15 protein-coding genes and 1 riboswitch are annotated in these 15,030 nt (G+C 73.4%); of the genes, 6 read left to right on the top strand and 9 right to left on the bottom strand.

The genetic code is table 11. From position 1 onward, the window contains the following. Positions 1-4: 4 nt before the first annotated feature. The 7 genes from AB0C17_RS25580 to AB0C17_RS25550 all read right to left on the bottom strand — a co-directional run bounded on the left by AB0C17_RS25580 (position 5) and on the right by AB0C17_RS25550 (position 5,976). Positions 5-244, bottom strand: coding sequence for a hypothetical protein (locus tag AB0C17_RS25580; RefSeq protein WP_357387717.1), 240 nt, complete (start codon positions 242-244; stop codon positions 5-7). 30 nt (positions 245-274) lie between these two features. Then, entirely contained in the window at positions 275-1,513 is a 1,239-nt protein-coding gene (locus AB0C17_RS25575; RefSeq protein ID WP_357480793.1) for a YcaO-like family protein, read from the bottom strand. A 51-nt stretch (positions 1,514-1,564) separates the two neighbouring features. Then, positions 1,565-2,299, bottom strand: coding sequence for an SGNH/GDSL hydrolase family protein (locus AB0C17_RS25570; RefSeq protein WP_357480790.1), 735 nt, complete (start codon positions 2,297-2,299; stop codon positions 1,565-1,567). A 41-nt stretch (positions 2,300-2,340) separates the two neighbouring features. Continuing rightward, positions 2,341-2,973 (bottom strand): HAD family hydrolase, encoded by a 633-nt coding sequence (locus AB0C17_RS25565; RefSeq protein ID WP_357387711.1) that lies wholly within the window; start codon positions 2,971-2,973, stop codon positions 2,341-2,343. Further along, positions 2,970-3,116 (bottom strand): hypothetical protein, encoded by a 147-nt coding sequence (locus AB0C17_RS25560; RefSeq protein WP_357387709.1) that lies wholly within the window; start codon positions 3,114-3,116, stop codon positions 2,970-2,972. Before AB0C17_RS25560 ends, AB0C17_RS25565 begins: the two co-directional genes overlap by 4 nt. 80 nt (positions 3,117-3,196) lie before the next feature. Beyond that, positions 3,197-4,417: an MFS transporter gene (locus AB0C17_RS25555; protein ID WP_357473684.1), complete on the bottom strand. Its 1,221-nt coding sequence runs from the start codon at positions 4,415-4,417 to the stop codon at positions 3,197-3,199. Beyond that, positions 4,414-5,976 (bottom strand): AMP-binding protein, encoded by a 1,563-nt coding sequence (locus AB0C17_RS25550; protein WP_357387705.1) that lies wholly within the window; start codon positions 5,974-5,976, stop codon positions 4,414-4,416. Before AB0C17_RS25550 ends, AB0C17_RS25555 begins: the two co-directional genes overlap by 4 nt. A gap of 311 nt (positions 5,977-6,287) precedes the next feature. On the opposite strand from AB0C17_RS25550, the gene AB0C17_RS25545 reads away from it, so the two are divergent. The 6 genes from AB0C17_RS25545 (at position 6,288) to AB0C17_RS25520 (ending at position 12,627) form a co-directional block, all read left to right on the top strand. Beyond that, positions 6,288-7,571, top strand: a complete 1,284-nt coding sequence (locus tag AB0C17_RS25545; RefSeq protein ID WP_357387839.1) for an SGNH/GDSL hydrolase family protein — start codon at positions 6,288-6,290, stop codon at positions 7,569-7,571. Between the two features lie 66 nt (positions 7,572-7,637). Further along, positions 7,638-8,858, top strand: a complete 1,221-nt coding sequence (locus AB0C17_RS25540; protein ID WP_357480787.1) for a cytochrome P450 — start codon at positions 7,638-7,640, stop codon at positions 8,856-8,858. Then, complete coding sequence (locus AB0C17_RS25535; RefSeq protein ID WP_357480784.1) at positions 8,858-9,877, top strand: alpha/beta hydrolase; 1,020 nt, start codon at positions 8,858-8,860, stop codon at positions 9,875-9,877. Before AB0C17_RS25540 ends, AB0C17_RS25535 begins: the two co-directional genes overlap by 1 nt. Further along, positions 9,870-11,003 (top strand): alpha-hydroxy acid oxidase, encoded by a 1,134-nt coding sequence (locus AB0C17_RS25530; protein WP_357480781.1) that lies wholly within the window; start codon positions 9,870-9,872, stop codon positions 11,001-11,003. Before AB0C17_RS25535 ends, AB0C17_RS25530 begins: the two co-directional genes overlap by 8 nt. 1 nt (position 11,004) lies before the next feature. Continuing rightward, complete coding sequence (locus AB0C17_RS25525) at positions 11,005-12,348, top strand: PLP-dependent aminotransferase family protein (protein WP_357480778.1); 1,344 nt, start codon at positions 11,005-11,007, stop codon at positions 12,346-12,348. A 27-nt stretch (positions 12,349-12,375) separates the two neighbouring features. Next, positions 12,376-12,627: a hypothetical protein gene (locus tag AB0C17_RS25520; protein WP_013286617.1), complete on the top strand. Its 252-nt coding sequence runs from the start codon at positions 12,376-12,378 to the stop codon at positions 12,625-12,627. A 70-nt stretch (positions 12,628-12,697) separates the two neighbouring features. On the opposite strand, the gene AB0C17_RS25515 is transcribed toward AB0C17_RS25520, so the two are convergent. Further along, a complete protein-coding gene (locus tag AB0C17_RS25515; RefSeq protein ID WP_357387695.1) occupies positions 12,698-14,134 on the bottom strand; it encodes a glycine hydroxymethyltransferase in 1,437 nt (478 codons plus the stop codon). Positions 14,135-14,152: 18 nt separating this feature from the next. Continuing rightward, positions 14,153-14,242: riboswitch (ZMP/ZTP riboswitch) on the bottom strand. A gap of 181 nt (positions 14,243-14,423) precedes the next feature. Next, on the bottom strand, positions 14,424-14,924 hold the full coding sequence (locus tag AB0C17_RS25510) for a hemerythrin domain-containing protein (RefSeq protein WP_357387693.1): 501 nt from the start codon (positions 14,922-14,924) through the stop codon (positions 14,424-14,426). Positions 14,925-15,030 lie beyond the last annotated feature (106 nt).

Below are 15,030 nucleotides of genomic sequence, written 5' to 3'. Positions count from 1 at the left end.
TCCTTCAGGCCAGCACGGCGAGGTGGCGGTCGTCGATGCTGGTCAGCGCGAGGTGCAGGTCCGCTGCCAGATCGTCGGCGAGGCGAAGCGTCGACGCGCCTTCCTCGTCGCCGGGGTGGAAGCAGAGGGTGCCGCCACCGGGGCCGATGCCGAGATCCTGAGCCATCGGCTCTTCGACGTCGTCACCCGGGTGGAAGCAGAGGCTGCCACCACCGGGGGCGAAGCCGTTCTCCTCAGTAGACATGTGTCCTCATATCGTTTGGACTGGATGTGGTCAGGTGATGATCGCCCGGTCCGGTGACGGCCACAAGTGCCATCCCCGTCCGGTCGGGACGACGGGCACCCCGTGTCGCACCAGGCTGAAGCGTTCCAGCCCCGGGGCGATCGTGGTGGCCACCACGATCGGTGAGCCGACCGCCGTGACCTCGCACACGTGGTGGTCGACGCCTCGACGGGCCAGAGCCCGCCGGACGTGCTCCAGCCCCCAACCCGGGCTGCCGTCGCCGGCTACGTCCGCGCGTAGCGGCACCGCGCGCACCGGCCCGGAGAGCAGCCCGTCGAGTGGCATCAGGGCACATCGTCGCAGTGCGGGCCAGGCCGCCAGACGCTGGACCGCGGGCGAGCCGGGGGCCGGTGAGGAGAGCGCACAGACTTGGATCAGCTCGCCGAGGGCACGCGACGCGGCGTCGGTGGCCCAGAGCGATGCGCCGGCCCCGAGCCGGGTCGGCTCACCGCCGGCCGCCGGGCTGACTGCCAGGTACACCGGCACGTCCAGGTCGGTCGTGACGTCGAGCAGATGTACGGGTGCGCCGGCCGCCCGTACGGCCTGCGCGTGCAGTGCGCGCAGCTGGTCCGGCAGGTCCCCGGCCGGCACGAGGTCGACGTCCGGCACTCCGGCGACGTACCACCGGAGCAGCGCCTGCCCGAGCCCGTCGTGTTCGATCAGCTCGCAGAGGCCGTGATAGACGGCCTCCGCCACGTCGACGCCGGCCGCTGTGCCCAGGCTGGACGAGTATCGCAGGAGGCTGCGGTACGGCCGGACGTCGTCACCCGCCACCGACCACCGGTAGTAGCGCGGGTCCGTGAGGAAGGTGGGATAACGGACCCCGCCGTACGAGGCACATGCCGCGACGGAGTCCGGAAACTCCGTCGCCCACCGCTGTACGACCAGATCCGAATCCAGGGCGGACTGTCCGGCCACGATGCTCGCCGGCAGCAGCCTCGTGGCGTCCGCCGTCCATCGGCGGTTGTCCCGGGCAGACATGAGGTGGCGTTCCAGGGCCTCGAAGTGCGCGCTCGCCGCGCCCTGGGGACCCGCTCCCTTTCCCGCACCCACGGCGACCCGTGCCCCGCCCTGGAACAGCGTGACGCGCATGGTGGGCGACTCGGCCGGGCCGAGCACCTCCGTCCGCGCCGTGAGGCCGAGCCGTTTGATCTCAGTTGACGCTGTAGCGAGAGCGCGCTCCGCGGGCACGGACCGGAACGGCACCGCGGCCTCCCGGAAACTGTTCACCGGCCCGGACCGTGTCATCGAACTGCCTCGATGTGAACGGCGGTGGCGGGATCAGACGCCACGCGCCGCGCCGCGCCCCGGCGTCGGCGCGGGGTTCCTCTCCGGGGAGCCGGACGTGTCGCGGCGGGCCAGGACGCGCAGCGTCTCGGCGGTGGCGACGGCGTCGCTGCGGGCGCTGCCGTGCCGGCCGTCGCTGCTGTACAGCGACGGGTCGGCCACCAGTGGATGGTCGGTGAGGTGGACGTGCAGCGTGCCCAGCCGCTCGCCCACCGCCCTCGTGTGCCGGGCCAGCCGGCGCATCCGCTCGCCCAGGCCCGCGCGTAGCGCGTCCGGCACCGCCGGGCTGTGCGACACGTCGAACATGCCCACCGTGATCACGTCCGCCCCCGCCTCCCGTAGGGCGGTGATCATGGCGGTGAGCTCGGCGTCGACCGCGTCCGGGTCGTAGGCGGACCGGAACGCGTCGTTGCCGCCGCACACCACGAGGGCCAGGTCCGGCTCGAAGGCCAGCGCGTCGGCGAGCTGGGTCGCCCGGACCTCGTGCGCGCGCAGCCCGCGCCGGCCCAGGTTCAGGTAGGCCAGCTCCGGCCGGATCGCGCGCAGCTCGACGGCGACCCGGTCGGCCCACTGGAGATCCGGATAGCCGTCGGCCGGCTCGCACAGCCCTTCCGCGACACTGTCACCCAGCACCACGAACCGCCGCCACCGGTGCCCGCGCAGCAGCTCGGCGGCCTCTCCCGGTCGCAGGCACCACGGGTCGGTCGCCTCGGTCAACGTCGATGGCATGCCCGGCAGGCTAGCCGAGCCGGGTGAGCGGGGAAAGGGGATCAGGGCAGCAGGGCCAGCAGCTCCCCGGGCCGGCTCAGGCTGAGGTCGGCCGGCTCGGCGCTGTCGTACTGGTGGCCCCAGGCGGCGGCGACCGCGATCGCGCCGCTGTGCCGGGCGGCGCGGACGTCCAGCGGTGAGTCGCCCACGTACGCGGCGCGGCCGGGTGGCACGCCGAGCCGGCGGCAGGCCACCTCCACGCCGTCGGGCGCCGGTTTGGGGCGGTCGACCTGGTCGCCGCCGAGTACGACCCCGAAGTGGCCGCGCAGGCCCGCCCGGTCGAGCAGGATCTCGGCGGCCCGGTGGCTCGCGCCGGTGAACACGCCCACCGGCACCCGGGCGGCGATCTCGGCGAGCGTGTCGGCGATGCCGGGGTAGACGCGCACCCGCCCGGCCAGCGCGGCCAGTTCGGTGTGGTAGCGGTCCAGGTCCTCGCCGGAGGCCGGCCGCCGCAGCAGGTGGGTCAGCAGGTCCGCCGGCGAGCCGAGCGAGTAGCCGGCGATGACCTCCGCGTCGGTGTACGACGGGCCGCCGCCGGCCCGCACGGCCGCCCGGTAGGCCGCGGGCACCACCGCGTGCGACTCGACGAGCGTGCCGTCCATGTCGAACACGATCGCGTCCACCGTGCGGCTCATGCGGCGCCGGCCCGGTGTGCCGTGGCGAGCCGCTTCGGGGCGCGGTCGTGCACCCGCCAGGCGGGCAGGTCGTCGTGCGAGCCGCGCTCGGTGGTCTCCGGCAGGGCCAGCGCGATGCGCCGCACGTCGTCCCAGGTCGCCATGGCCCAGACCCTACCGCCGCCCCCCGACGCCGCGACCCGCGACCGGCAGGCTCGCGACCGGCGGGCCCCGACCGGCGGGCTCAGACCGGCGTGGGAGTGGCCGGTTCCACGGCCGGGCGCCGGGACGCGCGGGTCAGCAGCAGCGGTCCCACCGTGAGCACCAGGCAGACCACCGACATCACCAGCAGCGCCGGGGTCAGGTCGAGCAGCGCCACCGACCAGCCGCCGAGCAGCGCGCCCACCGGCAGGCCGAGGAACGCCACCGATCCGGAGATGCCCAGCACCCGGGTCTGCAACTCGCCCGGCACCCGCTGGTAGAGCGCCGCGCCGAGCAGCGGGTTCACCGCCGCGATGCCGATGCCGGACAGGAACGTCACCACGAGCACCACGACCAGGTCGTCGCTGAGCGCCAGCGCGAGCAGCCGGGGCGCGCCGCTGAGCGTCAGCCCCAGCGCGAACGTCGTCCCGGCGGGCAGCCGCGTGCCGAGCATGGTGAACAGCAGGTTGCCCAGCAGCGCGCCGGCCGAGAAGACGCCCAACAGCAGGCCGAACCCGGCCGGGTCGCCGAGCACCTGGCTGACCCAGAGCGGGATCCAGACCGCGACGCTGGCGTTGGCGAACATGTTCGACACCGACACCACAAGCAGCATCGTCATCAACGTCCGGTCGGTGCGCAGGTACGCGAAGCCGCCGCGCAGCGCCCGCAGGTACGGCTCCCGGGGCGCGGGCTCGGCCGGTGCGGGCGGCCGGACCAGCACGCCGATCAGCAGCGCGCAGACCGCGAACGTGGCCGCGTCGATCCAGATGGCCCGGGTCAGCCCGACCCAGTCGATGAGCAGCCCGCCGAGCACCGCGCCGAACAGCGTCATGCCCCGGGCCAGGCCGTCGTAGGCGCTGGTGAGCCGGATCAGTGGCACCCCGGCCCGCTCGGCGGCCGGTTTGAACAGCACGTGCTTGACCCGGTCGCCGATGCCGCGCAGCCCGCCGGCGACCGCCACCAGCACCAGCAACGCGCCGAACCCGAGCCAGGGCGCCAGCGCCACCACTGCCATCGCGGCGGCGCTCGCGGCGTCCACGAACACCGAGGTACGGCGTACCCCGAACCGGTCCGCCCACGGTGTCGCCAGCGCGCTGGACAGCATGTACGGCAGCGTCTCCGCCGCCGCCACCAGGCCCATCTTGGTGGGGCTGCCGGTCGTCTCCAGCACCAGCCACGGGATGGCGACCACCGAGATCCGGGTGCCGAGGTTGGACAGCAGGTCGGCGCCGACCAGGGTGTACAACTCCCGGCGCGGGTTCACGCCGGACTGCCGATCGGGTCGGCGCCGGCCGGGTGTGCGGCCGCGTACCGGGCTCGCAACGCCCGCTTGTCCACCTTCGCCGACCGGTTGAGCGGCAGCGCGTCGACGAACTCCACGGCGCCGGGCGCCCAGGTCTCGCTGAGTTCCCGGACCACGAGCGCGATCAGCTCCTCGCCGGTCACCGACGCGCCCGGCGCGGGCACCACGTACGCGTGCGGCAGCTCCCCGGCCACCGGGTCCGGTACGCCGATGACGGCGGCGGCGCGTACCTCGGGGTGGCCGGCGAGCACGTCCTCGATCGGGCGGGAGTAGATCGGCCAGCTGCGCTGCCGGGTGAGGATCCGGTCCTGTAACCGGTCGACCAGGTAGAGGTAGCCGTCGGCGTCGAGGTGCCCGATGTCGCGGGTGCGGACCCAGCCGTCGACGAGCGTGTCGGCGGTCAGCTCGGATTGTCCGTGGTAGCCGGCGAAGCTCAGCTTGGTGCGCGCCCACACCTCGCCGTCCTCGCCGGCCGGCAGCACCCGCCCGTCGGCGTCGCGGATCTGCACCGTCACGTCGCCGTACGGGCGGCCGCAGGACCGCAGCCGTTCCGGGTGCTCCGGGTCCTCGGTGAGCCCCGGTAGCGCGCAGATGACCACTGCCTCGCTGAGCCCGTACACGATGCGCAGGCACGGGCCGAAGCGGGCGATGGCCTGGCGCAGCCGGGCCGGCGCGGCGGGCCCGGCCCCCACGTTGAACATGAACATCGCCGAGAAGTCGGCGCCCGGCAGGTCGGGGTGGTCGAGCACCTCGTACAGCATCGGCGGGGTGACGAACGTGGAGGTCAGCCGCTCGGCGTCCACGGTGGCGATGAACGCGGCCGGGTCCCACTGCTCGCGCAGGAACAGCACGCCGCCGGTGAACAGGTTGAACAGCGTCGTGATCTGGCCGCTGGCGAGCCACATCGGGGAGTGCGACAGGTGCCGCAGCAGCGGGAACCCGGCGCCCCGGAAGTCGGCGGCCAGGGCGAGTACCTGCCGGTAGAAGCTCTCCCGGTGGTGTACCAGCTTCGGCGTGCCGGTGGTGCCGCTGGTCTGCAGGAACGACTCCGGCGCGGGCACGCCGGCGGGCAGCTCCGCCGCCGGCTCGCCGGTTTCGGCCCTCAGGTCCGGTCCGGCACCGCCGGGACCGAGGCAGAGCAGCGGTACGCCGGACAGCCCCGCCGCGACCTGCGCCGCCTGCGGATCGCGCGCGTCGTACACGAACGCCTCCGGCGCGGACAGCGCGACGAACTCGTCCACCTCCCGCCGCGAGGTCACCGGCGCGACCCACATGCTCCGGCAGCCGAGCAGGTGCAGGGCCAGTTGGAGTAGCGGGCCCTCAACCGTGTTGCCGAGCATCACCAGCACCGCCGCGCCGGGGCGTACCCCGTGGTGGCGCAGCGCGGCGGCCAGGCCGCGCACCTCGGCGGCGACCTGGGGGTAGCTCAGGCGGCGTCCGCCGCCGACGAGCGCCTCCCGGTCGCCGAACCCGGCGAACAGCTCCAGCGCCTCGTGCACGTAGTTCGGCCGGTCGGTCATCGGGCAGCCCCCATCATGGTCCGCGAGCGGCGTCCGGCCAGGTCAGGGCCGGGACATGACGGCAGGTGCCGGAGTCGGCGACCGCACCGCCGCCAGCCCCGAGCCTAGGCAGCGGCGGTCCACGGCGGACAGAGCCGATCGTCGTCGCGTCCCGTCCCGCGGGCATTTGATCATGTCGATCAGGTTGATTGACGCTCGTCACGGCCGGAAGCTAGTTTCCGGTCCATCGCCCGGGCCGTGTCGCCGACCGCGTCACGCCCGGGGCTGCCGACCATGGAGGATCGATGCCGACCCCGAAGAGATGGCACGTCATAGCTTCCGCCGTCACGCTCCTGATCGCCGCCACCCCGGCGGTCACCGCGAGCGCCGGCCCGACCGGGAACGAGGGCGCCGGGCACGGGCGCGCCGAGTGGGCCGGAACCTGGGCCGCGGCGGTGACCCGCGGGAACAACGTGGGCCTGACCGAGACCGGGCTGAACAACCAGAGCATCCGGATGACAGTGCAGACCTCGGTCGGCGGGCCGCGCCTGCGGGTGCGGCTGACCAACCTGTACGGCCAGCAGGCCGTCCAGGTCGGCCGCGCCACGATCGCCCGGCCGAACACCGCCACCCCCGACGACCTGTCCGACATCGTCCCGGCGAGCGTCCGCCAGCTGACGTTCTCCGGTGGCGGCTCGGCGACCATCAACAAGGGCGCGGAACTGCTCAGCGATCCGGTGGACTTCCGGGTGGCCGAGCAGGAGGACCTGGTCGTCACGCTGTACTTCCCGGTGCTCACCGGGCCGGTCACGTTCCACGGCCAGTCCAAGGTCACCAACTTCATCGGCGCCACCGACCTCACGTCGGCTGCCGACGGCGCCGGCTTCACCATCCGGCCCAACTGCTGCTGGATGTTCCTGTCCGGCATCGACGTGGAGCGCAAGGTGACGCCCGGCTCCGTGGTGGTGCTGGGTGACTCCATCGGCGACGGCAACGGCAGCACCGTCAACGCCGACCGCCGCTGGCCGGACTTCCTGGCCAAGCGGCTGATCGACGCCCGGCCCGATCCGCGTACGCCGGGCGTGCTCAACCTCAGCCTGGCCGGCAACCGGCTCAACCACGAGGGCACCGAGCCCGGCGCGGGCGGTTTCCCCGGCTACTACGAGCTGGGCCCGAACGCGCTGGCCCGGCTCAACGAGGACGTGTTCCCGCAGACCGGGGTGCGGACCGTCATCACCCACCTGGGCATCAACGACATCTGGATGAACGGCGACAGCCCCGAGGCGATCATCGCCTCGCTGCGCCAGATCAACCGGCAGGTCCAGGCGCGCGGCCTGACCAGCATCGCCGGCACGCTCATGCCGTACGAGGGCAACGGCGGGCCGGGCGTGTGGACGCCGGAGAAGGACGCCACCCGTCAGGCCGTCAACACCTGGCTGCGCGGGCCCGGCCGGGCCGAGTTCGACGGCGTCGTCGACTTCGACGCGGTGATGCGGGATCCGGCCCAGCCGACCCGGCTGCTGCCGGCGTACGACTCGGGTGACCACATCCACCCGAACGACACGGGTGCCGCGGCGATGGCGAACGCCGTGCCACTGAAGTTGCTCGGACTGTGACACCGGGCGGGGGCGGCGGTCGACACGACGCCGCCCCCGCCGCCGTTTCCTGGGGAGGAAAAGACAGTGGACGTCAGCGAGATCCTGACCGGGCTCTACAGTGAACAGGGCCGGCAGAACCCCTATCCCTTCTATACGGCCCTGCACGAGCACGGGCCGATAAGCGCCGTTCCGGCCCGGGCCGAGCACAGCACTGTCAGCGCGGTCGCGGGCGGGTACGACGTGGTCGACCAGATCCTGCGCGATCCCGGCTGGTACAAGGGTTTCCCGCCCGGCTGGGAGGAGCAGGAGATCCTGCGTACGTTCCTCACCTCGATGATGTTCGTCAACCCGCCGGACCACACCCGGATGCGCGCGGTGTTCGCCAAGACGTTCACCCCGCGCCGCCTCGGCGCGCTGGAGCCGGTGATCGAGCGGATCGTCGCCGAACGCCTGGACCACATGGCCGAGGCGGGCGCGGGCGGGCACGAGGTGGACTTCGTGGCCGACTTCGCGTACCCGGTCCCGGCCCTGGTGATGGCCGAGTTCATCGGCCTGCCCGCGGCCGACCTGGCGTGGTACCGGCAGCGGGTCGACTGGATCGACGAGTACATGGACGTCGCCGGCAAGACGCCGGAGCGGCTGGCCCGGGCCAACCAGGCCGCCGAGGAGCTGCGCGTCTACTACCGGGACCTGATCGCCCACCGGCGCCGTACGCCCGGGCACGACCTGATCAGCGGGCTGGTCGAGGTGCTCGACGCGGGTGGCGTCGACCTCACCGAGGACGAGTTGATCAGCAACCTGATCGTGCTGTTCAACGCCAGTTTCGTCACCACCGTCTACATGTTCAGCAACGGCCTGCCGCTGCTGCTTGACCACCCGGACGTGACCGCCGCCCTGCCCGGCGACGGCGCGCTGGCCAGCGGCTGCGTCGAGGAGGTGCTGCGGATGGAGAGCCCGGTGCACTTCCTGGCCCGCTCCGCGCCGGCCGGCGTCGACCTCGGCGGCGTGCCGATCAGCCGCGACGACAACGTGCTGCTGCTCATCGCCGCCGCCAACCGCGACCCGGCCCGGTTCCCCGACCCGGACCGCTTCGACCCGCACCGCGACGGGCCGTCGTCGCTGGCCTTCGGCGTCGGGCTGCACTTCTGCCTCGGCTCGGCGGTGTCCCGGCTGGAGGGCCGGCTGGCGCTGCCGCGCCTGTTCGCGCGCTTCCCCCGGCTCGCCGTCACCCAGCCCTACACGTACAGCGGGAGCCTGTTCCTGCGCGGTATCGACAAACTCTTCGTCACCACCGGGGAGGCTTGATGACACTCGATCCACAGGTGGTCGCGTGGCGGGCCGCGCGGGCCGCCGCCGGCACCGTGCCGCTCTACACCCAGACCCTCGAGCAGGCCCGCGCCGCCGACCTCGCCGCGATCCGTGCCGGCTCCGGCGCGGTCGAACCGGTCGCCGAGGTACGCGACACGACGGTGCCCGGCCCGGCCGAGCCGCTGCCGGTGCGGATCCACCGGCCGGACGGTGACGGCCCGCTGCCCACGCTCGTCTACTTCTTCGGTGGTGGATGGACCCTCGGCAGCGTCGACACCGCCGACGGGATCTGCCGCCGGCTGGTCAACCTCACCGGCGCCCAGACCGTGACTGTCGGCTACCGGCTCGCCCCGGAGCACCCGTTCCCGGCGGCGGTGGAGGACTGCCACGCCGCGCTGCGGCACCTCTCGGCGCACGCGGCCGAGTTCCGGGTCGACCCGGACCGGCTGGCGGTGGGCGGCGACAGCGCGGGCGGGAACCTGGCCGCCGTGGTCACGCTGCTGGCCCGGGCCGACGGCGGCCCCCGGCTGGCCGCCCAGTTGCTCGTCTACCCGAACACCGACCAGCGGCCCGGGCGCCGGCCGGCCGGCGACGAGGACCCGCTGCTGTTCAACAAGCACTCGGTCGGCTGGTACCGCGGCCACTACCTCGCCGACCCCGGCGACGCCGCCCACCCGCTGGCGTCGCCGCTGCTCGCCGAGGACCTGTCCGGCCTGCCCCCGGCGCTCGTGATTACCGCCGGGCACGATCCGCTGCGCGACGAGGGCCTGCGGTACGCGGCTCGGCTGCGCGAGGACGGCGTGCCCACCGAGACGGTCGACTACCCGGGCATGGTGCACGGGTTCTTCGCCATGCCCGGCGTGTTCGACGCGGGCCGGGAGGCCCAGGAACGCGCCGCCGCCTTCCTGCGCCGCTCGTTCGGGCTCGACGCGGCGACCGGCCCGGACGGCGCGGTGCCCGAGCCGGCCGGACCGGTGGCGGCCGGGAGCGCTGTGGGCTCGGACGGCCATGGCTGACCCGGCCCGCGACACGCGGCCGCCCGGCGACCCGGCGGACGGGTTCGTGCCGCCGGCCAGCCTGGCCGAGTTCGCCGCGCTGGCCCGGGCCGTGCTGCCGGCCGACGTGTGGGACTTCGTCGACGGCGGCAGCGGCACCGAGACCGCCCTGGCCGCGAACCGGGCCGCGCTGGACCGGGTGGCGGTGCTGCCCCGGATGCTCGCCGGGGTCGAGGACCCGTCCACCGAGGCGACGCTGCCCGGTGGCCGGGCCGCGTTGCCGGTGGCTGTCGCGCCGATGGCGTACCAGCGGCTGCTGCACCCCGGCGGCGAGCCGGCGCTTGCGGCGGCGGCGCGCACGGCGGGCGTGCCGTACGTGATCAGCACGCTGTCCAGCACGCCGATCGAGGAGATCACGGCGACCGGCGCGACTGCCTGGTTCCAGCTGTACTGGCTGCGCGACCGGGCACTGGTGGCCGACCTGCTGGACCGGGCGGAGGCGGCCGGCTGCGCGGCGGTGATGGTGACGGTGGACGTGCCGGTGCTGGGGCGGCGGCTGCGCGACGCGCGCAACGGCTTCGCGCTGCCGCCGCACGTCACCGCCGCGAACCTGCCCGGCGGGCGGGACGACCTGGCCCACCAGGGCACCCCGGGTGTCTCGGCGGTGGCGGTGCACACGGGCGCGGTGTTCGCCCCGGCGCTGAGCTGGGCGGACCTGGAGTGGCTGCGCGCGCGTACCCGGGTGCCGTTGCTCGTGAAGGGCCTCCTGGACCCGCGCGACGCGGTCCGCGCGGCGGACGCCGGCGTGGACGCCGTGGTGGTCTCCAACCACGGCGGACGGCAGCTCGACGCCGCCCCGGCCAGCGTGAGCGTGCTGCCCGAGGTGGTCGGCGCGGTGGACGGGCGCTGCGCGGTGCTGCTGGACAGCGGCGTCCGCGGCGGCGTCGACGTGCTGCGGGCGCTGGCGCTCGGCGCGGACGGCGTGCTGCTCGGCCGGCCGCTGCTCTGGGCGCTCGCGGCGGGCGGCCGGGCCGGCGCCGAGGCGGCGCTCGCGCTGCTCGCGGCGGAACTGCGCGACGCGCTCATCCTCAGCGGCTGCCCCGACCCGGCCTCGGCCCGGCGGCTGCGTACCCGGATCGGAGGCTGACGTGGAACCCGTCGACCTGACCGTCACGGCGCTGCACGGCAGCGTCGGCGACCCGGCGCTGAACTCGATGAACTTCCTCAACGAGGTGGCGCAGCACTACCCGGACGCGGTGTCGCTGGCGGCAGGGCGGCCGTACGAGGAGTTCTTCGACTCCACGCTGCTGCACGCGCACCTGGACCGTTTCCGCCGCCACCTGACCGAGGACGTCGGGCTGGACCGGGCCGGTGTGGACCGGACGCTGCTGCAGTACGGCCGCACCAAGGGCATCGTGCACCACCTGATCGCCCGGCACCTCGCCGTGGACGAGGGCCTCACCGTCGACCCGGAGTCGATGGTGGTGACGGTCGGCTGCCAGGAGGCGATGTTCCTGGTGCTGCGCGCGCTGCGGGCCGGGCCGGACGACGTGCTGTTCGCGGTGGCGCCCACGTACGTCGGGCTCACCGGCGCGGCCCGCCTGGTCGACCTGCCGGTGCGCCCGGTGGCCGGCGGGCCGGACGGCGTCGACCTGGCCGACCTGCGCGCCGGGGTGCGCCGGGCCCGCGCGGAGGGGCTGCGGCCCCGGGGCTGCTACGTGATGCCCGACTTCGCCAACCCGTCCGGCGTCAGCATGGACACCGCGCAGCGGCGGCGGCTGCTGGACCTGGCCGCCGAGGAGGACCTGCTGCTGATCGAGGACAACCCGTACGGCCTGTTCCCGGCCGGCGGCACCGCGCGGCGGCCCACGCTCAAGGCGCTGGACACCGCGCGCCGGGTGGTCTACCTCGGCTCGTTCGCCAAGACGGTGCTGCCCGGCGCGCGGGTCGGCTACGTGGTGGCCGACCAGCGCGTCAGCGAGACCGACGGCACCGTGGTGCCGCTCGCCGACCACCTCGCCAAGATCAAGAGCATGGTCACCGTGAACACGTCACCGATCAGCCAGGCGGTGATCGGCGGCGCGCTGCTGGCGCACGACTGCTCGCTGGTCGCCGCGAACGTGCGGGAGCGGGCCGCGTACGCCCGGAACCTGCGGCATCTGGTCGACGGCCTGGCCCGGCGCTTCCCGGCCGGCGGCCCGGTCACCTGGACCGTCCCGGCGGGCGGGTTCTTCGTGGTGGTGAACGTGCCGTTCGCCGTCGACGACGCGCTGCTGCACCGCTCGGCGCGCGAGTACGGCGTGCTCTGGACCCCGATGGCGCACTTCTATGACGCGGGCACACCGGTGAACGCGTTGCGGCTGTCGGTGAGCGCTGTCACACCGGAGTCGATCGATCTCGGGCTGGACCGGCTCGCCGCGCTGGTCACCGACACCATCGCAGCGCAGGTGGCACCGCAGTGTCAGCCTTCCGGCACCGTCCGTGTTTCCTGAGCCCGTTCGACTGTTGATAATGGACGAATGGTTGCCTGGGAGTACGCGTTGCTCGTTCGTCGGTATCAGGGGCAGGGTCGCAATTTCCACGTCTCGTTCGTGTGGTACGGCCCGGACGGGTCACGCACCGACGTGACCGCGTACGGCGACACCGCCATCGCCCACCTCAACCGGGTCGGCCGGGAGGGCTGGGAACTGGTCTCTGCCGCCGAGGACGTGAACAACGTGCAGGGCAGCACCGAGGTCCACCGCTACCACCTCAAGCGCCCGCTGCGCTGACCACACGTGACCCGCCGGCGCCCCGGGAGACTCGTTCTCCTGGGGCGCCGCTTCGTGTCGGTGGGGGCGCTCAGCCCAGGTCGACCGCCGGGTAGAGCGGGAACGGCGTGAGCAGGTCGGCGGCCTGCTTGCCGACGGACTCGGCGACGGCCGGGTCCAGCACGTACTTCGCCTTCGACGCCGCGCCGTCCGGCCCGGTGCCCGGCGTGGTCTGGCTGAGCACGGTGTGGATCAGCTCGGCGGTGGCGTCCATCTCGGCGGCGCCGAGGCCCCGGGTGGTCAGCGCCGGGGTGCCGATGCGGATGCCGGAGGTGTACCAGGCGCCGTTCGGGTCCTGCGGCACCGAGTTGCGGTTGGTCACGATGCCCGAGTCCAGCAGCGCCTGCTCGGCCTGCCGGCCGGTCAGGCCGTACCCGGACACGTCGATGAGCACCAGGTGGTTGTCGGTGCCGCCGGTGACCAGCGTGGCGCCGCGCCGCAGCAACCCGTCGGCGAGCGCCTGCGCGTTGTCCACGATCCGCTGGGCGTAGTCGGCGAAGTCGGGGCGGCGTGCCTCGGCCAGCGCCACGGCCTTGGCGGCCATCACGTGCGGCAGCGGCCCGCCGAGCACCATCGGGCAGCCCCGGTCGACCTGGTCGGCGAGCTCCGGGCCGCAGAGCACCATGCCGCCGCGCGGGCCACGCAGCGACTTGTGGGTGGTGGTGGTGACGATGTGCGCGTGCGGCACCGGGTCGAAGTCGCCGGTGAAGACCTTGCCGGCGACCAGCCCGGCGAAGTGGGCCATGTCGACCATGAAGGTGGCGCCGACCGAGTCGGCGATCTCCCGCATGATCCGGAAGTTGACCTTCCGCGGGTACGCGGAGTAACCGGCGACCAGGATCAGCGGCTTGAACTCGCGGGCCGCCTCGGCCACCCGGTCGTAGTCGATCAGGCCGGTGGCCGGGTCGGTGCCGTAGCTGCGCTGGTCGAACATCTTGCCGGAGATGTTCGGCCGGAAGCCGTGGGTGAGGTGCCCGCCGGCATCAAGCGACATGCCGAGCATCCGCTGGTTGCCCAGCTCGCGGCGCAGCGCGAACCAGTCCGCCTCGGTGAGGTCGTTCACCTGCCGGGCCTGCGCCTTGCGCAGCGCGGGGGACTCGACCCGGTCGGCCAGGATCGCCCAGAAGGCGACCAGGTTGGCGTCGATGCCCGAGTGCGGCTGCACGTACGCGTGGGACGCGCCGAACAGCTCCCGGGCGTGCTCGGCGGCGAGCGCCTCGACGGTGTCGACGTTCTGGCAGCCGGCGTAGAACCGGCGCCCGACGGTGCCCTCGGCGTACTTGTCGCTGAACCAGTTGCCCATGGCCAGCAGCGTCGCGGGGGAGGCGTAGTTCTCGCTGGCGATGAGCTTGAGCGACTCGCGCTGGTCGGCCAGTTCCGCGGCGATGGCGTCGGCCACGCGCGGCTCGACGCCGCGGACGACCTCGAGCGCGCTGCGGAAGGCGGTGGACTCGGCGTTGCGCGACATGCGACCTCCAGATGACGTGCGGAAGGCCCAGGCGCTCGGCATGCGTCCTCATGACGAGGCCGCTCCCCGATGGTGCTCCATCTCCACGCGCCAGTCACGGCCCGTGCCGATCCTACCGGCCCGGCCGGGAGCTGCGGGGTTGGGCCGCCCGTCGGCCCCGGCCCGGCCCGGGGAGAGGAGACACGACCATGACCACACCGAGCACCGGACGGCCGATCGCCGTGGTGACCGGCGCGTCCGGCGGCATCGGGTACGAGCTGGCGGTCCCGCTAGCCTCGCGGTGCCGGTGTCAGGCGACCACGGCGTCCAGCGACTTCTTCAGCGCCTTGGGGGCGGTCGGCGTCTTCGGGGCCTTCGGGCGCAGGTCCAGCATCCGCTGGCCGATCTCCTGGAGCTGGTTACGGCCGAGCGCCTCGCGGACCTTCGGGAACCACTCCTGCTCCTCCTCCTCGATGTGGTGCAGGACGTTCTCGATCAGCACCGTCGTCTTGGCGTTGTACCGCTCGTCGTCGGCGTCCATGGTGAACAGCTCGAAGCAGAGCACGTCCGCGACGTGGTGCTCCTCGTACGACTCCAGGACGTCGTCCTCGACCTCGGGCACCAGCTTGCGGACCTCCGGGTACATCACCTCGTTCTCCAGGTAGGTGTGCACCGTCAGGGCTTCGAGGATCTGCTTGACGATCTTCCCGCGCTTGCTCGCCGGTCCCTCCTCGGCCTCCTGGAAGGCCTTGAACAGACGGCGGATCTCCTTGTGGTCCTCCTTGAGCAGGACGATCGCGTCGGTGGACACCGGTTACCTCCTAAGAACTCCTAACGTTGGAGTTGGCGCCAGCAGATGAGGGCGCAGGCGAGGCTGAGGAAGGCTTCGTGGATGTCGTCGCGGATTTCCCAGCGGA

The organism is Micromonospora sp. NPDC048887 (assembly GCF_040649715.1).
In the GTDB taxonomy this organism is placed as follows: domain Bacteria; phylum Actinomycetota; class Actinomycetes; order Mycobacteriales; family Micromonosporaceae; genus Micromonospora.
The sequence above is the reverse complement of the archived record's forward strand: the minus strand, read 5'-3'. Positions and strand labels throughout refer to the sequence as shown.

What these genes read in the sequence shown, in the direction of transcription:
- AB0C17_RS25580 (WP_357387717.1), bottom strand. Translation starts at nt 244, where the DNA reads ATGTCTACTGAGGAGAACGGCTTCGCCCCCGGTGGTGGCAGCCTCTGC.
- AB0C17_RS25570 (WP_357480790.1), bottom strand. Translation starts at nt 2,299, where the DNA reads ATGCCATCGACGTTGACCGAGGCGACCGACCCGTGGTGCCTGCGACCG.
- AB0C17_RS25565 (WP_357387711.1), bottom strand. Translation starts at nt 2,973, where the DNA reads ATGAGCCGCACGGTGGACGCGATCGTGTTCGACATGGACGGCACGCTC.
- AB0C17_RS25560 (WP_357387709.1), bottom strand. Translation starts at nt 3,116, where the DNA reads ATGGCGACCTGGGACGACGTGCGGCGCATCGCGCTGGCCCTGCCGGAG.
- AB0C17_RS25550 (WP_357387705.1), bottom strand. Translation starts at nt 5,976, where the DNA reads ATGACCGACCGGCCGAACTACGTGCACGAGGCGCTGGAGCTGTTCGCC.
- AB0C17_RS25535 (WP_357480784.1), top strand. Translation starts at nt 8,858, where the DNA reads ATGACACTCGATCCACAGGTGGTCGCGTGGCGGGCCGCGCGGGCCGCC.
- AB0C17_RS25530 (WP_357480781.1), top strand. Translation starts at nt 9,870, where the DNA reads ATGGCTGACCCGGCCCGCGACACGCGGCCGCCCGGCGACCCGGCGGAC.
- AB0C17_RS25520 (WP_013286617.1), top strand. Translation starts at nt 12,376, where the DNA reads ATGGTTGCCTGGGAGTACGCGTTGCTCGTTCGTCGGTATCAGGGGCAG.
- AB0C17_RS25515 (WP_357387695.1), bottom strand. Translation starts at nt 14,134, where the DNA reads ATGTCGCGCAACGCCGAGTCCACCGCCTTCCGCAGCGCGCTCGAGGTC.